This is a genomic window from Geothrix alkalitolerans (assembly GCF_022808885.1).
Taxonomy (GTDB): Bacteria; Acidobacteriota; Holophagae; order Holophagales; family Holophagaceae; genus Geothrix; species Geothrix alkalitolerans.
On record NZ_JAKZLE010000002.1, the window covers coordinates 603,826 to 622,717 of the forward strand.

An 18,892-nucleotide genomic window follows, 5' to 3' on the forward strand; every position below is an offset into this window, starting at 1 on the left:
GTTCAATGGCCTTCATGACCCAGACGAGACTCCGCGCGATCCTGAACCTCACGGTCCTCGTGGCCGCCCTGGGGTACTTCGTCGACATGTTCGACCTGCTGCTCTTCCCCATCGTGCGCCAGCCCAGCCTCACGGCCCTGGGCGTGCCCCAGGGCGACGCGCAGGTCTCGGCCACCTTCCTGCTGCTCAACGCGCAGATGGTGGGCATGCTGCTGGGCGGCATCCTCTGGGGGGTGCTGGGGGACAAGAAGGGCCGGCTGAGCACGCTGTTCGGGAGCATCGCCCTCTACTCCGTGGCCAACATCGCCAACGCCTTCGTCCACGGCATCCCAGCCTACGCGGTGTGGCGCTTCCTGGCGGGCCTCGGGCTGGCGGGCGAGCTGGGCGCCGCGGTCACCCTGGTGAGCGAAATCCTGCCCACGGACCTGCGGGCCTACGGCACGGCCATCGTGGCGGGCGTGGGGATCTTCGGGACCGTGACCGCCAGCCTGGTGGGCAAGTACCTGCCCTGGCGCGTGGCCTACCTGGCGGGGGGCGGCCTGGGCCTGCTGCTGCTGGCCACCCGCTTCGGCCTGCGGGAGAGCGGGATGTTCCGCGACCTGGGGCACCAGAACGTCAAGCGCGGCGACTTCTTCAGCCTGTTCACGAAAGGCGAGCGGTTCCTGCGCTACCTGCGCTGCATCCTCATCGGCCTGCCCACCTGGTTCGTGGTGGCCATCCTCATCACCTCCGCGCCGGAGTTCGCCCCCAAGGTCGGGGTGACGGGCCCCGTGAGCGCGGGCACGGCAGTGGCCTTCTGCTACAGCGGCATCACCCTGGGCAGCCTGGCCTCGGGCATCCTCAGCCAGGTGTGGGGCAGCCGGAAGAAGGTGGTGCTGCTCTTCATCCTCGGGGCCCTGGCCGGGGTGGCCGTCTACCTCACGCTGCACGGGCTCACGCCGGCGGCCTTCTACGCCCTGGCCGGCTTCCTGGGCCTGGCCACGGGCTACTGGGCGGTCTTCGTCACCATCGCCGCCGAGCAGTTCGGCACCAACCTCCGCTCCACCGTGGCCACCACGGTGCCCAACTTCGTGCGGGGCGCCGTGCCCCTCATCACCAGCAGCTTCGTCATGCTGCGAGGCCACCTGGGCTACATCGGCTCCGCCTGGACCGTGGGCGGCGTCTGCTTCGCCCTGGCCCTCATCTCCCTGTGGGGCATGGCCGAGACCCACGGGCGGGACCTGGATTTCGTGGAATAGGCCAGCGGGCCTAATAGACCGCGTCGGCTCCGCCATCGCGGAGCGGAGGCGGGTTGCGAGTGGAGGCTGCATCGGCAGCCTCCCGAGCGGGTGCCCCGCCCCGCCGAGCACCACCTGGCCAGCGGGCCTAATAGACCGCGTCGGCACCACCGCGAAGCGGAGACGGGTCGCGAGCGGAGGCTGCGAGCGCAGCCTTCCGAGCGGGCCCCCGCCCCGCTGAGCATCACCTGTCCAGCGGGCCTAGTAGACCGCGTCGGCCCCGCCATCAATCGGGATCACACACCCCGTCGTCCACCCGCTCTCCGCGCCCAGCAGGTGCGCCGCCAGCGCAGCCACTTCGAGTTCGGTGCCCAGGCGTTTCAGGGGATTCACGGCCGACAGCGCGGCCAGGTCGCCCTCGGGATCCGCACTGGCTTCCAGGCGGGCCTCCACCATGGCGGTGCGGACGGGTCCGGGGGCGATGGCGTTGCAGCGAATGCGCCGGGACGCCCACTCCAGGGCCAGCACCTTGGCCAGCATGTGGACCCCGGCCTTGGCCACGCTGTACGCCGCGCTGTCGGGGATGGCCCGGATGCCGATGTTGGAGCCCACCAGCACCACGCTGCCGCCATCTTTCAGGCGGGGACCGAGATGGTGGGCCATGAGCCAGGGGCCCCGGAGGTTCACCGCGACCGCGGCATCGAAATCGGCCACCGGCGTCGATTCCACGGAGCCCACCAGCAGTCCGCCCGCGTTCAGGAACATCCCGTCCAGCTCCGGGCAATCGCGGGCGAAGGCGGCCACGGCTGCGTCGTCGCTGTGATCCAGGACCACGTGGACCGCGTCGGGAAGCGTCTCCCGCAGCGTGTCCAGACGCCGGCCCGCCAGGATCAGGTCCGCGCCCCGGTCCCGGAAGAGCCGTGCCGCCGCGCGTCCGATGCCGCTGCCGGCGCCGGTGACGAGGAGGCGCCGCCCCTGGAGGGCGCTCACGGCTTCCCCGGCATCCGGAAGGAGCCCGTTCCCGGACGGGGCGGGGTCACCACGCCGCCGCTGATGGCCCAGGTCAGGGCCTGGTCGGCGCTGAGGTCCGCCGGCTGCACCTTGGAGGCCTCGATCATCACCACGTAGCCCGAGGTGGGGTTGGGAGCGGTGGGGATGTAGACCGCGATCAGGTTCTGCCCCCCGGGGATGGCCCAGGAGCAGTCCCGGCTGGCCACGAAGCCGAGGGTGTGGGACCCGGGATGGGGCCACTCCACGATCACCACTTCCTTGAAGCTGCCTCCCTGCCCCGACTGGATGGCGCCCATGAGCTGCCGGGTGGCGCCGTAGACGGTCTTCACCACGGGAAGGGACATCATCAGCTCGTCCATCCAGCCCAGCAGCTGGCGGCCCATGAAGTTGCCCATCAGGGCGCCCACCACCACCAGCAGCAGGATGGTGACCAGGGCGGAAAGCGCGGCCAGCGCCCAGGTGGGCGGGTCCGGCATGTGGGTCAGGTGGGCCACCCAGGTGAGTGGTTCTCGCGAGATGCCCACCAGGGCCGTGAAGATGCCCTTGAGAATCCAGAGCGTCACGACGAGTGGGAGCAAGGTGAAGAGGCCAGCGAGAAGATACTTTCGGATCATTCAGTGTCCTTCGGTGTCCTTGTTTCCGGTCAGGCGGCCATCCTCGGCCATGATGCTGGGACCCACCACCTTCCAGAAGCCGTGGAAGTAGGAAATGGCGCTCCAGATGGCGAGGATGACGGCGCCCCAAAGAAGCAGCACGCCCATGCCCCAGAAGAAGCTGTAGGGCCGGTTGAGCTGGATGAAGAGGTGGAAGATGTCCTTGTGGGTCCACTCGTAAAGCCAGTAGTCGAGCCTGGGACCGAGGATGAGGCAGGAGATGGCGGCCACCTGGAAACCCATTTTCCACTTGCCGATGGTGCCGGCCGGAATGGTCATGCCCTCCTCGCTGGCGATCCCCCGCAGGCCCGTCACGGCGAACTCCCGGGCCAGGATGATGAAGGTCATCCAGGCCGGCGCCAGGTTCAGCTCCACCAGGGAGATCAGGGCCCCGGACACCAGCAGCTTGTCCGCCAGCGGATCCAGCAGCTTGCCGAGGGTGGTCACCTGCTTCCAGCGCCGGGCGAAGTAGCCGTCCAGGGCGTCGGTGATGGAGGCCGCCCAGAACACCAGCACGCCGATGACCTCGTGGTTCGTCACCTTGGTCATGAGCACCACGACCAGGACAGGGACCATGAGGATCCGCGCGAGCGACAGGACGTTGGGCAGGTTCATGGCGGGCGTTCGGCTCCGCATCCAGCCTACCGCCTTTTCCCGTGGGAGCCGCCGTGCAGGCCCGGAAGGCCGTGACATCCGGAGATCCGGGGGCGAGGATATCCCCGGGAGGAGACCGCCGCGTGCCAGTCGAACAGCCGGAACCGCTGGCATTCAGGGCCTGGCTTCGATCCGAGGCCCTGGCCGCCGGGTTCGCCCGGGCGGGGTTCGCCGCCTGCGGCCCCTTCCGGGACGAGGAAGGGCATCTCCACGCCTGGTTCCAGGAAGGCCGGGGGTCCCTGCTTCCCTACCTGGACCCGGCCACGCTCCTGGACCCGATGGCCCTCTGGCCCCAGGCCCGCACGGCCCTGGTGGGCTTCTTCCCCTACGCCCGGCCCGACGCCGTCCCAGGCGCGGCTCCCGGCAGCCTCAAGCTCAGCCGCTACCTCTGGGGCCCCGACTACCACATGATCCTCAAGCCCCGCCTGGCCCGGCTGCTGGAAGCGGCCCAATCCCGCTGGCCGGGCCTGGAGGGCCGGGTCTGCGTGGACACGGCCCCCCTGCTGGAGCGGCAGCTGGCGGCCCGGGCGGGCCTGGGCTGGCAGGGCAAGCACACCCTCCTCATCGCGGAGAAGGACGGCTCCTGGGGCTTCCTGGGGGCGCTGCTGCTGTCCGTGGAGCTGCCACCGGACGAGCCCTTCGGAACCCAGCAATGCGGAACCTGCACCGCCTGCCTGGAGGCCTGCCCCAGCCAGGCTCTCTCGTCCTTCCGCCTGGACCCGGCCCGCTGCCTCACCACCTACACCATCGAGACCGAGACCGAGCCGCCCCCGGACATCGCTGCCGCCCTGGCTTCGAGCCGCTGGGCGGCGGGCTGCGACGCCTGCCAGGAGGCCTGCCCCTGGAACCGGGCCCCGGTCTGGGGCGATCCGGCCCTCTGGGGCGGCTCCAGCCCGCTGCACACCCGCCCGGCGGAGGACCTCCCCCGGGGCGCCGCCCAGTGGCGGAAACTCACCCGGCGGACCGCCCTGAGGCGCGTCCGGGACCGCCACTGGCGGGCGACCCTGGCCAGAATTCTGAACCCGTGAATTTTCATTGGTAATGCTTGGCTTTTTTTCCTATAAACAAACTTCCGGCCGAAGGTGGCCGCCCCGGATTTGAGGAGGCACCTCGGATGCCCATGAAGCACTGGACGGTCCAGGACGCCGCGACCCTGTACGGCGTGAAGGAGTGGGGGAACGGCTACTTCGGCATCAATGCCAAGGGCCATCTGGAGATCACGCCCACCAAGGACGAGTCCCTCAGTTGCGACGTCTACGAGATCGTCCAGCACCTGAAGAAGAAGGGCATCCGCACCCCCGTGAACCTGCGCTTCCCGCAGGTGCTGGACCACCGCGTGGTGGAGGTCAACGAGGCCTTCCGGCGCGCCATCATCGAGTTCGGCTACGAAGGCGGCTACCAGGGCGTCTATCCCGTAAAGACCAACCAGACCAAGGAAGTGGTCGAGGAGATCATACGTTCGGGCAACAAGTACCACTACGGGCTCGAGGCCGGCTCCAAGCCCGAGCTGATCATCGCCCTCAGCCAGGACCTGCATCCCGAGGCCCTGGTGCTCTGCAACGGCTACAAGGACGAGTCCTTCATCCGCATGGCCCTGCTGGCCCGCAAGGCCGGACGCAAGGTGGTCATCACTGTCGAGAAGATGACCGAGCTGCCCCTGATCCTGAAGGTGGCCAAGGAACTGAAGGTCGAGCCCCTCATCGGGCTCCGCGCCAAGCTGAACGCCCAGGGCAGCGGCAAGTGGGAGACCAGCGCCGGTGACCATGCGAAGTTCGGGCTGACCACCCGCGAGATCCTCGACGCCATCGAGGTGCTGGAGAAACGCGACCTGCTCGACAGCGTCATTGAGCTGCACTTCCACATCGGCAGCCAGATCACCGACATTCGCAAGATCAAGTCGGCCATGAAGGAAGCGACACGCATCTACGCCAAGCTGAGGAAGCTGGGCGTGCCCATCCGCTACCTCAACGTGGGCGGCGGCCTGGGCGTGGACTACGACGGCAGCAAGACCACCTTCAGCAGCTCCATGAACTACACCATCTCCGAGTACGCGGCGGACGTGGTCTACACCACCAAGGACATCTGCACCCAGGAGCAGGTGCCCATGCCCGACCTGCTCAGCGAGTCCGGCCGCGCCATCGTGGCCTACCACGAGGTCGTCGTGGTGGACATCATCGGCCTCATCGACACCACGCACACCAAGTACACGGTGACCCTCACCGGCAACGAGCCCCAGATCCTCAAGGAGCTGGCCTACACCCGCGACAACATCTCCGTGAAGAACTTCGCCGAGATGTACCACGACGCCATCACCCAGAAGGACGAGCTGCTCACCCTCTTCAACCTGGGCTACCTGGGCCTGGAGGACCGCAGCAAGGGCGAGACGCTCTTCTGGGAAGTCTGCCGCAAGCTCTCCCGCATCCTTAGCAGCAAGAGCCTGAAGTACGTGCCCGAGGAGTTCCAGGACCTGAACAAGAGCCTGGCGGACAAGCTCATCGCCAACTTCAGCATCTTCCAGACCATGCCGGACCACTGGGCCATCGAGCAGCTCTTCCCGGTGATGCCCATCCACCGGCTGAAGGAGAAGCCCGGGCTGTCGGCCACCCTCTGCGACATCACCTGCGACAGCGACGGGAAGATGGAGAAGTTCATCGACCTGAAGGACGTGCGCGACGAGCTCCCCTTCCACGAGCCCCGCGGTGGCGAGTCCTACTACGTGGCCTTCTTCCTGACCGGGGCCTACCAGGACATCCTGGGCATGAGGCACAACCTCTTTGGCGCCCCCAACGAGGCCCACATCGTGGTGCACGAGGACGACACCTTCAAGGTGCAGCACCTCGTCAAGGGCGACACGGTGGACCATGTGCTCCGCAGTGTCCACTACGATCCCGACGTGCTGATCCAGGGGCCCCAGACCAAGCGGAGGGCCAGCGCCAAGAGCGACGCCGCCGAGGCCCTGCGGGCGCTGCTCACCGAAGAGCGGAACCTGCATACCTATCTGGAAATATAGCGGTCGGCTATCGGCTCTCAGCTGTCAGTAGGGGGTTCGGTCGGGCTTCTGCATCCAGGCGTGGAAGACGGGCAGGGCCTCCTCGCGGAGCAGCTGGAAGGCGGGCAGGCTGCGCGCGTCGAGAGGGAGGGCCAGCTCGCGGTAGAGCCAGTCGTCGTCGAACTGGATGGCCGCCGCGTCGGCCCTGTCGTTGGCGTACCAGACGCGGTCCAGGCGGGCCCAGTAGATGGCCGCCAGGCACATGGGGCAGGGCTCGCAGCTCGTGTAGATCTCGCACCCCCGCAGCTGGTGGGTGCCCAGGCGCCCGCAGGCCTTCCGGATGGCCATCACCTCCGCATGGGCGGTGGGGTCATGGCCCGTCGTGACTTGGTTCCAACCCTCCCCCAGGATCTCGTCGCCCCTCACGATCACTGCGCCGAAGGGTCCGCCCTCGCCCGCTTCCATGTGAATGCGGGACAAGTCGATGGCGCGTCGCATGAATCGCAGGGCGCTCCCGTCTATCCTCATCGGCTTCCCCAGAGATGGCTCCGTCCCATGTTCACCGCGTTCAAAGATCCCAGCGCGGTTCAGGCCGCTGCTTCCAGAGCCAGATGATGTAGTCCACGTTCTTCGCCCCGGCGCCCAGCACCTTGAGGCGGGCCATGTTCTGGGCGCGGTGGTGCTGAGAGTGCAGGCAGACCTGGGCCAGCGCCTCTCCGACGGAGACCAGGCAGGGCGGATCCGGGAACCATGGCACCCGCACGACGCGGGCCAGGGAAGCCTCATCGAGGCCCCGACCCAGCGCCCGGAAGGCCTCGTGGGCCGAGCGGCACCGGCGCAGCAGGTCCGGGAAGGCACCCACGGCCGGCTCCTCCGATGGCGGCGTTCCGCCTTTGAGGATGTCCAGGAAGGCCTCCTGGACATCCACCTGATGGCTGGTCCTGGTCCGCAGCTCGGGATCCTCCGTGAGACCCGATTTGCCCCAGGCATGGAAGAACATCGCATCCGCCCAGGCCTGGTGGTCAAGCAGATCTCTCAGTAGGCCGGTCATGGGCACCCCCCGGGGCACTGGCCGATCATAGCGGAAGCACCCTACCCCAGGTCACCGCTCCGCCTGGATCCCAATCGTCGGAGAATGGGGACCAGACCATCACCATTCCAACGGGGGAGCGACATGGACATCCAGCGCATCGGCATTGTCGGCTGTGGACTCATGGGTTCGGGCATCGCCCAGTGCGCGGCCGAGACAGGCTGCGAGGTCTGGGTGAAGGAGGTGGACGAGTCTCTGCTGGCCAAGGGCCTGACGCGGATCCAGGACACCTGGGGCCGCGCCGTGGCCAAGGGGAAGATCACCGAGGACCAGAGCACCACCTTCGCCCGCCGGCTCCACGGCACCCTCACCTTCGCCGCGCTGGCCGCCTGCGACCTGGTGGTGGAGGCCGTGCCGGAGCGCATGGACCTCAAGCTCGAGACCTTCGCCGCGCTGGACAAGGTCATGGAGCCGAACGCCATTCTCTGCACCAACACCTCCAGCCTCACGGTCGCCCACCTCAGCCCGGTGCTGGCGCCGGGCCGCCTGCCCAACCTGGCGGGCCTGCACTTCTTCAATCCGGTCCCCGCCATGCCGCTGGTGGAGATCGTCCGCACCCTGGCCACGGACGGCAACACGCTGGCCGCCCTGAAGGGCTTCGTCCAGCGGCTCGGCAAGACCGCCGTGCTGGCGCCGGACGCCCCGGGCTTCGTGGTGAACCGCCTCCTGGTGCCCTATCTGCTGGATGCCATCCGCTGCGCCGAGCAGAGGCTCGCCACCGTCGACGACATCGACACGGGCATGAAGCTGGGCTGCGGCCATCCCATGGGCCCTCTGCACCTCAGCGATTTCATCGGCCTCGACACCATGCAGAGCGTGGCCGAGGTGCTGTTCGAGGCCTTCGGGGAGCCCCGGTTCAAGGCGCCTTCGCTGCTGCGCCAGCTGGTGGCCGCCGGTCGCCTGGGCCGGAAGTCCGGCGCGGGCTTCTACCGCTGGGAAGGCGAGAAGCGCCTGGAAGCGCTCCCGCTCTGAACCACCTGGGGTACCCTGGCCCGGATGCTGGATCTCCTGCTCATCCCCGCCGCCATTCTGCTGGGCTTCGCCCTGCGTGCCGTCCAGCGGGGGGACCACCGGCTCCACGGGCACCTCATGGCAGCCACCGTGACCGTGGTGCTGCTCCGGGTGGTCCTGCACCCCCGGGCCCTGGCCCTCCGCCACATCCTTCTGTGGCTGGCCCTACTGGCCGTGGCCGGGACCACCCTGCTCCTGGGCCGGGCGGCCCTGGCCTGGCGCGAAGGCCGCAGCACCCGGGCCGCCATCCCGCGGATCCACCGCGCGGCCGGGGCCCTCACCCTGATCCTCGCGCTCCTCACGCTGGCGGCCTGGTTCCTCCGGAACCGCTAGGAAACCGGCCTCACCAGCTCACCAGGGATATCACCAGCGGTCCCGGACGGTCTTGCCCGCCTGGGCGTGCCGCAGGGCCTTGAGGCCGATGTCGCGGCGGACCTGCATGCCGGGCCAGTGGACCTGCGGCAGGGCCGCCTCGATGGCGGCGCGGGCCGCCGCGAGATCCGGCGCGGACGTGGCCAGGTTCAGGACGCGCCCCCCGTGGGTGAGCCACTGGCCCGCCTCCTTGCGCGTGCCTGCGTGGATCACCGTGACGCCGGGCGCGCCGAGGGAGATGGGCACCCCCTTCTTGGCGCCCTCCGGATAGCCCTCCGCCGCCAGCACCACGGTGATGGCGGTATGGGCCTTCAGCTTCAGCTCGCGGGAAGCCAGCCGTCCCTCGGCCACCTCCAGCAGCAGGGCCGCCAGGTCTTCGTCCAGCAGCTGCATGAGCACCTGGGTCTCCGGGTCGCCGAACCGGACGTTGTACTCCAGCAGCCGGGGGCCCGCAGCCGTCCACATGACGCCCAGGAACAGCACGCCCCGACCCGAGAGGCCATCCTTCTGGAGGCCGCGCACGGTGGGCTCCACCAGTTCGATCCGCATCCGCTCGACATCCTCGGATCGCAGGAAGGGGATGGGCCCGAAGGCGCCCATGCCGCCGGTGTTGGGGCCGTGGTCGCCCTCGAAGATGCGCTTGTGGTCCTGGCAGGCGGGCAGCATGGCGTAGGCCGTGTGGCTCGCGTCCACGTCCACCAGCACGTGCAGGGAGAGCTCCATGCCGTGCAGGGGTTCCTCGAAGACCACGGTGCGGCTGGCATCCCCGAACTGGCCCTCGAGGAAGGCCCGGAAAGTCTCCAGGGCCTCGGCCTCGCTTTGGGCCAGCACCACCCCCTTCCCCGCCGCCAAGCCGTCGGCCTTGAGGACGATGGGATAGCCGTAGGACCAGCCCCGGATCAGGGCGACGCCCTCGGCGAGGTCGGTCAGGGTCTCGCTGGCTGCGCAGGGAATGCCATGGCGCTGCATGAAGGCCTTGGCGAAGGCCTTGCTGCCCTCCAGGCGGGCCGTGGCGGCGTCGTGGCCGAACACGGGGATGCCCAGGGACCGCACCAGATCGGCCACCCCGGCCACCAGGGGCAGCTCGGGACCGACCACCACCAGGTCCGGCCGGTTCGCGGAACACCAGGCCGCCACGGCGGCTGGTGAGGCCAGGTCAAGCGCCACACAGGTCCCCAGTTCCGCCAGTGCATCGCTGCCCGGTGCGGAGACCAGTTCCACCGGGGTGGCCGAAGCCTTGAGCTTCAGCGCCAGCGCGTGTTCCCGTCCGCCCGAGCCGAGGATCAGGATTTTCATGGGTGCCTCCGAACCCCAAGTATCGCCCGGAGCAGGGCCGGACCCACCCCCGGAAAGAAGCCCCTCACCCCCGTCCGGGTCCGTTCGTCCCAGATCTGTGGCCTGGGCTGAGACGGCCGCTCATGTTTGGCGGCGTTCACCCCGCCCGTCAGACACCGTTCGGGCTCCCTTCCCACCGTCGCCGGGGATCCGTCCCCGACCTCCTTTCTTCTGGAGGCTTCATGAACCGCATTTCCGCATCCCTCGTGGTGGCCGCGGCGGCCCTCGTCGGCTTGGCCCTCCAGGCCGAGGACTTCCGCCCGCTGATGAAGACCACCCAGGCCACCTGGCCTGCCAAGCAGCACATTGGCGTGATCTGCGACTACCCGGCCAGTCAGGAGGCCGTGCTGGCCCTGGCCCGGGCGGCCGGCGAAGGCGCCTTCATCACCGTGGTGGACGCGCGCAGTTGGGACAAGGCCGTCCCCGCCGCCCATCTCATCGCCAACCACCATGCGGACTACCTGGTGCTGCTGCCCGGGGACCGGATGTTCCGGGATGGTTCCATCGGCGCGACCCAGGCCATCTCCCAGCTCGGGAGGCGGGGCGTGCCCGCCATCGCGACCACCCCCGTGGCCCTGAGGCAGGGGGCCGTGTTCAGCGTGGGTGATGCCACCAACGGCGAGCTGCTGGTGACGGACCGCCTCATCGGGACCGTGGACGTCATCCTGCCCAGCCGTGCCATGACCGAAAAGGGCGCACTGGTGCTCCGCGAGGCGGGCATGGCCACCGTCACGGTCCTCGCCCCGGAGTGACCCGCTCCCCCGCGCAGAAAGGCCCGGCCCGGCGCCGGGCCTTCCTGCGTCAGAGCCACTCGCCGAACTGGTCCCGGTAGGTCCGGCTGAGGGTCAGGCGGGTGCCGTCGCGCATGATCACCAGGTGGTCCCCTCCACTCCAGGGCTGGAACTCCCGGATGCAGTCGAGGTTCACGATGGCGGAACGGTGGATCCGCCGGAACCGGGCGGGATCGAGCCTTGCGAGGAGACCCGCCATGGTCTGCCGGACCAGGTGCGAGGTGCCTTCGACGTGAAGGCGGACGTAGTTGTCCTCCGCCTCGATCCACTGCACGGCATCTGTCCTCACCAGAACGTGGCGGTCCCCCTGCCGGACCAGGAGGCGATCCGCCCAGGGCCGATCCCGGCGCAGGCCGGCCATGAGAGCCTCCAGATCCTGCCCCTTCTCACGGGTGGAGGACCGGCACCAGCGCCGCGCGCGCTCCAGGGCATGGTGGAACCGCTCCGGCGAGAAGGGCTTCAGCAGGTAGTCCACGGCATGGACCTCGAAGGCCCGGAGGGCGTGCTGATCGTAGGCCGTGATGAAGAGGGTGGGCGGCATGCGATCCGCGCCCATGGCCTCCACCACCCCGAAGCCATCCAGCTCGGGCATCTGGATGTCCATGAACACCAGGTCCGGGACCAGCTCCTCGATGGCCTTCACCGCCTCCAGGCCGTTGGCGCATTCCCCGACCACTTCGATGTCTGTGGACCGGCGGAGCAGATGGCGGATGCGCTGCCGGGCCAGCGTCTCGTCATCCACCACCAGGGCCCGGAGATTCATGACACGCCCCCGACGGCATCCCCGAGGGGCAGCCGGAGCGCCACCAGGGTGCCCCGGCCGGGCACACCGAGGATGTCCAGGTGATAGAGCCCCTTGTAGATCAATCCCAGGCGGGCCCGGACGTTGCTCAGGCCCACCCCTTCCCGGCCCGGTCGGTAGCCCTCTCCATCGTCCCGGACTTCCAGCACGAGGCATTCGGAATCCCGCGAGGCCCGCAGTTCGAGCGTGCCACCCTGCTGTCGGTCGGAAAGGCCATGCTTGAGGGCGTTCTCCACCAGGGGCTGGAGGATGAAGCTGGGCACCCGCAGGTTCTGCACTGTGGAGGGGGCGTCCACTTCGACCCGCAGGCGGCCCTGGAAACGAACCTGCTCGATGGAGAGATAGGCCTGGATGAAGGCCAGTTCCTTCCACAGCGGCACCATCTGGTCCGGCGCCGCCTCCAGCGTCATCCGCAGGAAGTCCCCCAAGCGGCTGATCATGTCGTCCGCCCCCTCGGGGTTCGTATGGACCAGGGCGGAGATGGAGTTGAGCGTGTTGAAGAGGAAGTGGGGCTGGAGCTGCATGCACAGGGCCTGGTTCCGGGCCTCGGCGAACCGCGCCTCCAGCCTGGCGGCCTCGATCTCGCGGATCTGGTACTTCCGGTAGATCCGCAATCCGTGGAAAGCCGCCACCACCGCCCACATGAAGAGCAGGTTCGTGTGGAAGTAGGCCCGGTAGAACCGGGGCAGCCCCTTCCGGACCGTCGCGAGATCCAGGTGCCTCCCGCCTCCTTCCACGACCAGGGAGATCAGGTAGGCCAGGAACAACCCGAGGGTGGCCGCCAGGATGCTGGCCAGCAGGTGCAGGCCCCAGGTGCGCCACTGGCTCCACGCGAAGGACTCGATGGGATTCCGGTCCGCCAGCCGGATGAGGAGGAGACCCAGCAGTCCCCAGGCCCCGTTCTGGAGGAGGTTCATCCCCAGCAGCCGCAGGACAGGCGCGGCCGGATACATGGCCATGTCCCAGGTGGCCATGTAGAGGCCCATCAGGCCCCAGATGCTCCAGTACCAGCGCCACTTGCCGAGCGTGGGTTCCATGGTCCAAGACTAGGAACGCGAAGCAGTTTCCGCCAGGAAAGGTGGGGCGAGCCGAGGCATATCGGGGGCGAGACCGACCCAAGGGCCCCGCTCGGCCAAGAATTCGTGCCGGAATTCTCCATTGGGAGTAGCATGGGCGCGCCGGGAGGTCCCCATGGCCACGATCACCCTGAACGGCACCGCCACCCATACCTGCGGCGAGCTGCCCGCAATCGGTTCCCCCACCCCTGTGTTTGCCCTCACCCGCACGGACCTTCGCGACACCACGAGTGTGGATCTGGAGGGGAAGCGCGTCCTGCTGAGCATCTTCCCCAGCCTGGACACGCCGACCTGTGCGGAGAGCGTGCGCAAGTTCAATGCCCTGACGCAGGATCTGAGCGATACGGTGCTGCTGTGTGTCTCCATGGACCTGCCCTTCGCGCAGGACCTCTTCTGCGGCTCCCGTGGGCTGGAACGGGCGCAACCGGTGTCCGCCTTCCGCCACCCCGAGTTCGGGGCGCAGTTCGGGGTCACCCTCATCGACGGGCCCATGCGCGGCCTCCTGGCCCGGGCCGTGGTGGCGCTGGACGAGAACGGCACCATCATCCATACGGAGCTGGTGCCGGAGCTCACGAAGGAACCCGACTACGATCTGGCCGTCCACGCCATCCGGAGCCACCACCATCCCTGTCCGGAGGATGCGCTGGAGACTTCGGAATAGGCGCAACGCCGACCTGAAAGCACCTCCACGAAGGACACGAATGCGCCCTGCGGGCGCAGGAAGGGCACGAAGCGAGGCCGGTCGGCCCTTCTTCGTGCCCTTGTTTCTGCTTTCGTGCCTTTGACGGAGTCCTTGCCGGATCAGGCCCTGGCCATCAGCCGCGCCCGGGTGTAGGGGATCAACCCGCCGGCATCCATGATGCCCTTCCGGGCGGCGGGCAGCTTCACCTGGTCGTAGGTCTTGCCTGTGGTCTTGTTCACCACCTGGTCCGCCGTGATCTCCAGGTCGTCGCCCTCACGGGCCTCGAGGGTGGGGCAGATCACCACCTGGAGGCCCAGGTTGATGCTGTTCTGGAGGAAGATGCGGGCGATGCTGCGGGCGACCACGGCCACCTCGTAGCCCTTGAGCGTGGAGCAGGCCTGCTCGCGGCTGGAGCCGCAGCCGAAGTTCTCGCCGCCCACGATGATGGAGCCCGGCGGGAAGGCCTTGGCCTTGAGCTGCGCGTTGAACTCCGTGCGGTCGAAGAAGGCGAACTGGGGGGTTTCCGTGGGCAGCACCGTGGCCATGAAGCGGCCGGGGTAGATGTCGTCGGTGCTGATGTCATTGCCGAGCGCGATGATGACCTTGGACATGGCCGGCTCCTTTCTACTTGCGGGGATCGGTGATGACGCCGGTGATGGCGGAGGCGGCGGCCACGGCGGGGCTGCAGAGGTAGACCTCACCCGTGGGGTTGCCCATGCGGCCCTTGAAGTTCCGGTTGGTGGTGCTGAGGGCCACCTCGTGGTCGCCCAGGGCCCCCTCATGCACGCCCAGGCAAGGCCCGCAGCCAGAGTTCATGACCACGGCCCCGGCCTTCATCAGGTCGTGGACGAGGCCCTTGTCCAGGGCCTTCGCGAAGATCTTGCTGGAGGCGGGGAACACCAGCATGCGGGTGCCCTCGGCCACCTTCTTGCCGCGCAGGATGCCGGCGGCGATCTCCAGGTCGTCCAGGCGGCCGTTGGTGCAGCTGCCGATGACGATCTGCTGGACCCTGGTGCCCGCGACCTGCTCCACGGGCTTCACGTTGTCCACCATGTGAGGGCAGGCGATCTGCGGGGCCAGGGCGGACACATCGATCTCCACCACCTGGCAGTAGTCGGCGTCCGCATCCGGGGTCACGCAGGGAATGGCCTCCGTGACGCCGGCCTCCTCCCGGAGGTAGCGCAGGGTCTCCTCGTCGCCGGGGACGATGCCGGAGGTGGCGCCCGCCTCGACGCTCATGTTGCAGATGGCGATGCGGCCGCTGGTGCTCATCTTCCGGATGGTCTCACCGTGGAACTCGAGCACCTTGTAGTTGGCGCCCTGGGCCGTGAGCTTCCCGATGAGGTGGAGGATGAGGTCCTTGGGTCCCACCATGGGCGGGAATTCCCCTTTCACCACCACCTTGATGGTGGCCGGCACCTCGATGTTGACCGCCACCCCCAGGCTCCAGACCGAGGCCATCTCCGTGGCGCCGATGCCGAAGCTGAAGGCGCCCAGGGCCCCGTGGCTGGTGGTGTGGGAATCGGTGCCCACCACCACGTAGCCCGGTCGCACGTAGCCGTACTCGGGCAGGATCTGATGGCAGATGCCGCCCACGTCGCCACGCACGTCGTGGAACTTGGTGATGCCGTGGGCCGCCACGAACTCGCGGATCTTCTTCTGGTTCGTCGCGGTCTTGGGGGACTCCGCCGGCACGCGGTGGTCGAAGATGATGGCGATCCGGGAGGGATCCCACACCTTCGGCGCCAGGCCCGTGCCCTCGAACACCTCCTTGTGCTGGTTGATCACCAGCGCCGCGTTCTCGTGGGACATGGCGAGGTCCACCTTGGGTTCGACCACATCCCCCACCTTCACCGTGGCCTGGCCCGCGGCGCGGGCCAGGATCTTCTCGACAACAGTCATGCCCATGGGACCCTCCTCAGATCACAGCCTTGGATTTCAGTTCGGCCAGCTCGGTCTCGCCCAATCCCAGGGCGCCGTAGATCTCCGCGTTGTGCTCACCCAGCGAGGGGGGCGGCGTGTCCACGGAGCCCGGCGTCTTCTCGAAGAGCGCCGTGAGGCCGAAGACCTCGATCTCACCGATACTTTTGGCCTGCACCTTCTGGAGCACGCCGCGATGCGCGATCTGCGGCTGCCTCAGGGCCTCCTCCAGCCCCAGGATCTCCCCGCTGGGAACATCCTTCGCGTTCAGTTCCCTGACCCAGAAACCGGTAGGTTTCTGAGTCAGCCGGGCCTCCAAAAGGGGAGTCAACTCCCGGCGGTTCTTCTTGCGGGTGTCCCGCTCCTGGAACCGGGGATCCGTCTTCAGCTCGGGGACCTCCAGCACGTCGCAGACAGCCTCCCACTGCTCCTGCTTGTTGGCGGCGATGTTGATGTGGCCGTCTTGGGTGCGGAAGGTGCCGCTGGGCGCGGCGGTGAAGTTGTCGTTGCCCATGAGCACCGGCTGCTCGCCGCCGATGAGGAGGTTCGCCGCCACCCAGCCCATGAGGGGCATGATGCTGTCCAGCAGGGCGATGTCGATGGACTGCCCCTGCCCCGTTCGTTCCCGGTGGAAGAGGGCCGCCATCACGGCGAAGGCCGCGTTCAGGCCGCCCACCGTGTCGCAGACGGGAAAGCCCGTGCGCAGGGGGCTCAGCCGCTCGTCGCCGTTGACCGCCATCTCGCCCGAGAGGCCCTGGATGATCTGGTCGTAGGCGGGCTTCAGGGCGTCCGGCCCGGTCTGGCCGAAGCCGGAGATGGCGCAGTAGATGAGCCGCGGATTGATCTCGGCGAGCGCCTTGTAGCCGATGCCCAGCCGATCCATGACGCCCGGCCGGAAGTTCTCCACCACCACGTCCGCGTCCTTCACCAGCTTGCGGAACAGGTCCTTTCCCTCGGGGCTCTTGGTGTTCAGGGTGATGGACTTCTTGTTGCAGTTCTGGGCCAGGAAGCTGGTGCCCATGAGCTTCTTGTTCAGGTCGGGCACGATGCCCAGCTTGCGGGCCAGGTCGCCATCCTTGGGGTTCTCCACCTTGATGACCTCGGCGCCGAGCAGGGCCAGGTGCAGCGTGGTGAAGGGTCCGGACAGCACGTTCGTGAGGTCCAGGACCTTGATGCCTTCGAGGATCTTCCGGGTCATGCGGTCACCTTCGAGGCGATGGGTCCGGTCTTGTACACGCAGCCGGGAAGGTCGCGGCCGAAGTTCGCCGCCACGCCCTTGGCGACGCCGATGAGGGCGCCCAGATCGATGTCCGCCCTCAGGCCCACGCGCTGGAGGCCATGCACCAGATCCTCCGTGGCCACGTTGCCGGCGGCCACCTTGGTGAAGGGGCAGCCACCCAGGCCTCCGAAGCTGGTCTCGATGGCCTTGGCGCCGGCCTCCATGGCGGCATAGACGCTGGCCATGCCCAGGCCATAGGTGTTGTGGATGTGCGCGGTGATCTCCGCCGAGGGATCGAGTTCGAGGATGCACCGCACGTACCGTCGGACCTGGGTCGGATGGGCGTGGCCCGCGGTGTCGGCCAGGCTGATGCTGTGCACGCCGGCCTCCAGGTAGGCCTCCACGATGGCCTGGACCCGCTGGAAGGGAATCGCCCCCTCGAAGCCGCAGCCGAAAGCACTCTGCACGCTGGCCTGGACGCGCCGGCCCTCCTGCTGGGCCATCTTGGCCATGGCCACGATCCGTTCCGCCGCCTCGGCCGTGCCCATGCCAGTGTTCTTCCGGCTGTGGGTCTCCGAGGCGGAGACCCCCATGCAGATGAGCGGAACACCCACCTCGAGGGCCCGGTCGAGCCCCTTCTCATTGAGCACCAGCCCCGAGAGCAGGGCCGAGTGGGATTCCTTCGCCAGGATGCGGAACAGCTCGTCGGTGTCGGCCATCTGCGGCACCTTGTCGCCCCGCACGAAGGAGCCCACCTGCACGATGTCCAGGCCCGAATCCGCCAGGCGGCGGATCCAGTCGAGCTTGACCTCCGTGGGCACCACGGTGGCTTCGGCCTGGAGGCCGTCCCGGGGGCCCACTTCGTGGATGAGGACCGGTCTCATGGCAACCTCAGAGCTTCCGCGCAATGGCCTCGCCCATGTCGAGGGTCGAGGCGCTGCCGCCCATGTCGTAGGTGCGGACCTGCCCATCGGCGATGACGGCGGCCACGGCCTTCTCGAGGCGGGCGCCCTTCTCCGTCTCGCCCAGCCAGTCCAGCATCATCTTGGCGGCCAGGATGGTGGCGATGGGGTTCACCTTGTACTGCCCGGCGTACTTCGGCGCGCTGCCGTGGCTGGGCTCGAAGACGGCCAGCTTCTCGCCGATGTTGCCGGAGCAGCCGAAGCCAAGGCCGCCCACCATCTGGGCCGCCAGGTCGCTGATGATGTCGCCGAAGAGGTTGGTGGCCACCATCACGCCGTAGTTCTTGGGATTCTTCAGCATCCACATGGTGATGGCGTCCACGTTGGCGTCGTCCATCTGGATTCCGGGGTATTCCTTGGCGATGCGCTTGCCGGTCTCCAGGAACATGCCCTCGGTGGCGCGCACGACGTTGGCCTTGTGGATGACCGTGACCTTGGGATAGTTGAAGGTCTTGGCGTACTCGAAGGCGGCGCGGATGATGCGGTCGCAGCCCTTCTTCGTGTTCACCTTGCAGGTAATGGCGAACTCGTCGCCCGGCAGGTCCGCGAAGTGGCCGAAGGGCTTGCTGAGGCTCTTGAGGGTGGCCTTGAGCTCATCGGGGACGGGGCTGAACTCCACGCCAGAGTAGAGGTCCTCGGTGTTCTCGCGGAACACCACCATGTCGATGCCATCCTGGTAGTTCAGGGGGTTGCCCGGATAGGCCTTGCAGGGGCGAAGGCAGGTGTAGAGGTCGAACATCTGGCGCATGCGGACGATGGGGCTGCGGTACACCAGCCCCTTGCCCTTCAGCTCAGGCACCAGCTCAGCCTCGGCATCCTTCACGGGCTTGGAGGTGATGGCGCCGAACATGGCGGCGTGGCTCTGCTTCAGCAGATCGATGGTGCGCTGGGGGAAGGACTCGCCCTCCTTGCACCAGAACTCCCAGCCGATGTCCCCATGGGTGTACTTGGCGTCGAACTTCAGCGCGTCGAGGCAGATCTTCGCCGCCTCCATCACTTCCACGCCCACGCCGTCGCCGGGCAACCACGCGATGTTGAACTGGCTCATGATCAGGCTCCTTCGCAGGGGTCTGCGGTTGGGCCCAATCATGACCTCCCCGTTAAGTTC

Annotated in this window: 20 protein-coding genes; 7 read left to right on the forward strand and 13 right to left on the reverse strand. The window is 68.0% G+C overall.

The window, feature by feature from the left end; all coding sequences use genetic code 11:
• The first annotated feature begins 14 nt into the window (after positions 1 to 14).
• Complete coding sequence (locus tag MLJ35_RS06835) at positions 15 to 1,238, forward strand: MFS transporter (protein ID WP_243383693.1); 1,224 nt, start codon at positions 15 to 17, stop codon at positions 1,236 to 1,238.
• Between the two features lie 240 nt (positions 1,239 to 1,478).
• Here MLJ35_RS06835 and MLJ35_RS06840 read toward each other — a convergent pair whose 3' ends face one another.
• The 3 genes from MLJ35_RS06840 to pgsA are packed head-to-tail and all read right to left on the reverse strand — an operon-like array spanning position 1,479 to position 3,496.
• Positions 1,479 to 2,207 (reverse strand): SDR family NAD(P)-dependent oxidoreductase, encoded by a 729-nt coding sequence (locus MLJ35_RS06840; protein ID WP_243383694.1) that lies wholly within the window; start codon positions 2,205 to 2,207, stop codon positions 1,479 to 1,481.
• Complete coding sequence (locus MLJ35_RS06845; RefSeq protein ID WP_243293352.1) at positions 2,204 to 2,842, reverse strand: DUF502 domain-containing protein; 639 nt, start codon at positions 2,840 to 2,842, stop codon at positions 2,204 to 2,206. The genes MLJ35_RS06840 and MLJ35_RS06845 overlap by 4 nt, the downstream gene beginning before the upstream one ends.
• Positions 2,843 to 3,496, reverse strand: coding sequence for a CDP-diacylglycerol--glycerol-3-phosphate 3-phosphatidyltransferase (gene pgsA, locus MLJ35_RS06850; protein ID WP_243321966.1), 654 nt, complete (start codon positions 3,494 to 3,496; stop codon positions 2,843 to 2,845).
• 122 nt (positions 3,497 to 3,618) lie between these two features.
• Between pgsA and queG the strand changes: the two genes are divergently transcribed.
• A complete protein-coding gene (queG, locus tag MLJ35_RS06855; RefSeq protein ID WP_243383695.1) occupies positions 3,619 to 4,563 on the forward strand; it encodes a tRNA epoxyqueuosine(34) reductase QueG in 945 nt (314 codons plus the stop codon).
• Positions 4,564 to 4,655: 92 nt separating this feature from the next.
• A complete protein-coding gene (gene speA, locus MLJ35_RS06860; protein ID WP_243321970.1) occupies positions 4,656 to 6,545 on the forward strand; it encodes a biosynthetic arginine decarboxylase in 1,890 nt (629 codons plus the stop codon).
• Positions 6,546 to 6,569: 24 nt separating this feature from the next.
• Here speA and MLJ35_RS06865 read toward each other — a convergent pair whose 3' ends face one another.
• Entirely contained in the window at positions 6,570 to 7,022 is a 453-nt protein-coding gene (locus tag MLJ35_RS06865; RefSeq protein ID WP_243383696.1) for a nucleoside deaminase, read from the reverse strand.
• A 70-nt stretch (positions 7,023 to 7,092) separates the two neighbouring features.
• The gene (locus tag MLJ35_RS06870; protein WP_243383697.1) at positions 7,093 to 7,575 is read right to left on the reverse strand and encodes a DinB family protein; all 483 of its coding nucleotides are present in this window, start codon (positions 7,573 to 7,575) and stop codon (positions 7,093 to 7,095) included.
• A gap of 123 nt (positions 7,576 to 7,698) precedes the next feature.
• Here MLJ35_RS06870 and MLJ35_RS06875 point away from each other — a divergent pair, with 123 nt between their 5' ends.
• The gene (locus tag MLJ35_RS06875) at positions 7,699 to 8,586 is read left to right on the forward strand and encodes a 3-hydroxyacyl-CoA dehydrogenase family protein (RefSeq protein ID WP_243383698.1); all 888 of its coding nucleotides are present in this window, start codon (positions 7,699 to 7,701) and stop codon (positions 8,584 to 8,586) included.
• Positions 8,587 to 8,610: 24 nt separating this feature from the next.
• Positions 8,611 to 8,958, forward strand: coding sequence for a hypothetical protein (locus MLJ35_RS06880; protein ID WP_243383699.1), 348 nt, complete (start codon positions 8,611 to 8,613; stop codon positions 8,956 to 8,958).
• A gap of 30 nt (positions 8,959 to 8,988) precedes the next feature.
• Here the strand turns inward: MLJ35_RS06880 and purD are convergent, their stop codons facing one another.
• Positions 8,989 to 10,293: a phosphoribosylamine--glycine ligase gene (gene purD, locus MLJ35_RS06885; RefSeq protein WP_243383700.1), complete on the reverse strand. Its 1,305-nt coding sequence runs from the start codon at positions 10,291 to 10,293 to the stop codon at positions 8,989 to 8,991.
• 221 nt (positions 10,294 to 10,514) lie between these two features.
• Between purD and MLJ35_RS06890 the strand changes: the two genes are divergently transcribed.
• On the forward strand, positions 10,515 to 11,084 hold the full coding sequence (locus MLJ35_RS06890) for a hypothetical protein (RefSeq protein ID WP_243383701.1): 570 nt from the start codon (positions 10,515 to 10,517) through the stop codon (positions 11,082 to 11,084).
• A gap of 49 nt (positions 11,085 to 11,133) precedes the next feature.
• Here the strand turns inward: MLJ35_RS06890 and MLJ35_RS06895 are convergent, their stop codons facing one another.
• Positions 11,134 to 11,886, reverse strand: a complete 753-nt coding sequence (locus MLJ35_RS06895; protein WP_243321982.1) for a LytR/AlgR family response regulator transcription factor — start codon at positions 11,884 to 11,886, stop codon at positions 11,134 to 11,136.
• Positions 11,883 to 12,962 carry a sensor histidine kinase gene (locus MLJ35_RS06900; protein WP_243383702.1) on the reverse strand — a complete coding sequence of 360 codons (1,080 nt, stop codon included), beginning with the start codon at positions 12,960 to 12,962 and terminating at the stop codon, positions 11,883 to 11,885. The genes MLJ35_RS06895 and MLJ35_RS06900 overlap by 4 nt, the downstream gene beginning before the upstream one ends.
• Before the next feature lie 154 nt (positions 12,963 to 13,116).
• On the opposite strand from MLJ35_RS06900, the gene tpx reads away from it, so the two are divergent.
• The gene (gene tpx, locus MLJ35_RS06905) at positions 13,117 to 13,662 is read left to right on the forward strand and encodes a thiol peroxidase (protein ID WP_243383703.1); all 546 of its coding nucleotides are present in this window, start codon (positions 13,117 to 13,119) and stop codon (positions 13,660 to 13,662) included.
• Between the two features lie 140 nt (positions 13,663 to 13,802).
• Here the strand turns inward: tpx and MLJ35_RS06910 are convergent, their stop codons facing one another.
• From MLJ35_RS06910 to MLJ35_RS06930, 5 genes are read right to left on the reverse strand one after another with little or no spacing between them, the layout of a single operon-like run.
• Complete coding sequence (locus MLJ35_RS06910) at positions 13,803 to 14,294, reverse strand: 3-isopropylmalate dehydratase small subunit (RefSeq protein ID WP_243383704.1); 492 nt, start codon at positions 14,292 to 14,294, stop codon at positions 13,803 to 13,805.
• Between the two features lie 13 nt (positions 14,295 to 14,307).
• A complete protein-coding gene (locus MLJ35_RS06915) occupies positions 14,308 to 15,591 on the reverse strand; it encodes a 3-isopropylmalate dehydratase large subunit (protein WP_243383705.1) in 1,284 nt (427 codons plus the stop codon).
• A 10-nt stretch (positions 15,592 to 15,601) separates the two neighbouring features.
• A complete protein-coding gene (locus MLJ35_RS06920) occupies positions 15,602 to 16,801 on the reverse strand; it encodes a CaiB/BaiF CoA transferase family protein (protein ID WP_243383706.1) in 1,200 nt (399 codons plus the stop codon).
• The gene (locus MLJ35_RS06925) at positions 16,798 to 17,706 is read right to left on the reverse strand and encodes a hydroxymethylglutaryl-CoA lyase (protein WP_243383707.1); all 909 of its coding nucleotides are present in this window, start codon (positions 17,704 to 17,706) and stop codon (positions 16,798 to 16,800) included. The genes MLJ35_RS06920 and MLJ35_RS06925 overlap by 4 nt, the downstream gene beginning before the upstream one ends.
• 7 nt (positions 17,707 to 17,713) lie before the next feature.
• Positions 17,714 to 18,832 (reverse strand): isocitrate/isopropylmalate dehydrogenase family protein, encoded by a 1,119-nt coding sequence (locus MLJ35_RS06930; protein WP_243383708.1) that lies wholly within the window; start codon positions 18,830 to 18,832, stop codon positions 17,714 to 17,716.
• Positions 18,833 to 18,892: the final 60 nt, after the last annotated feature.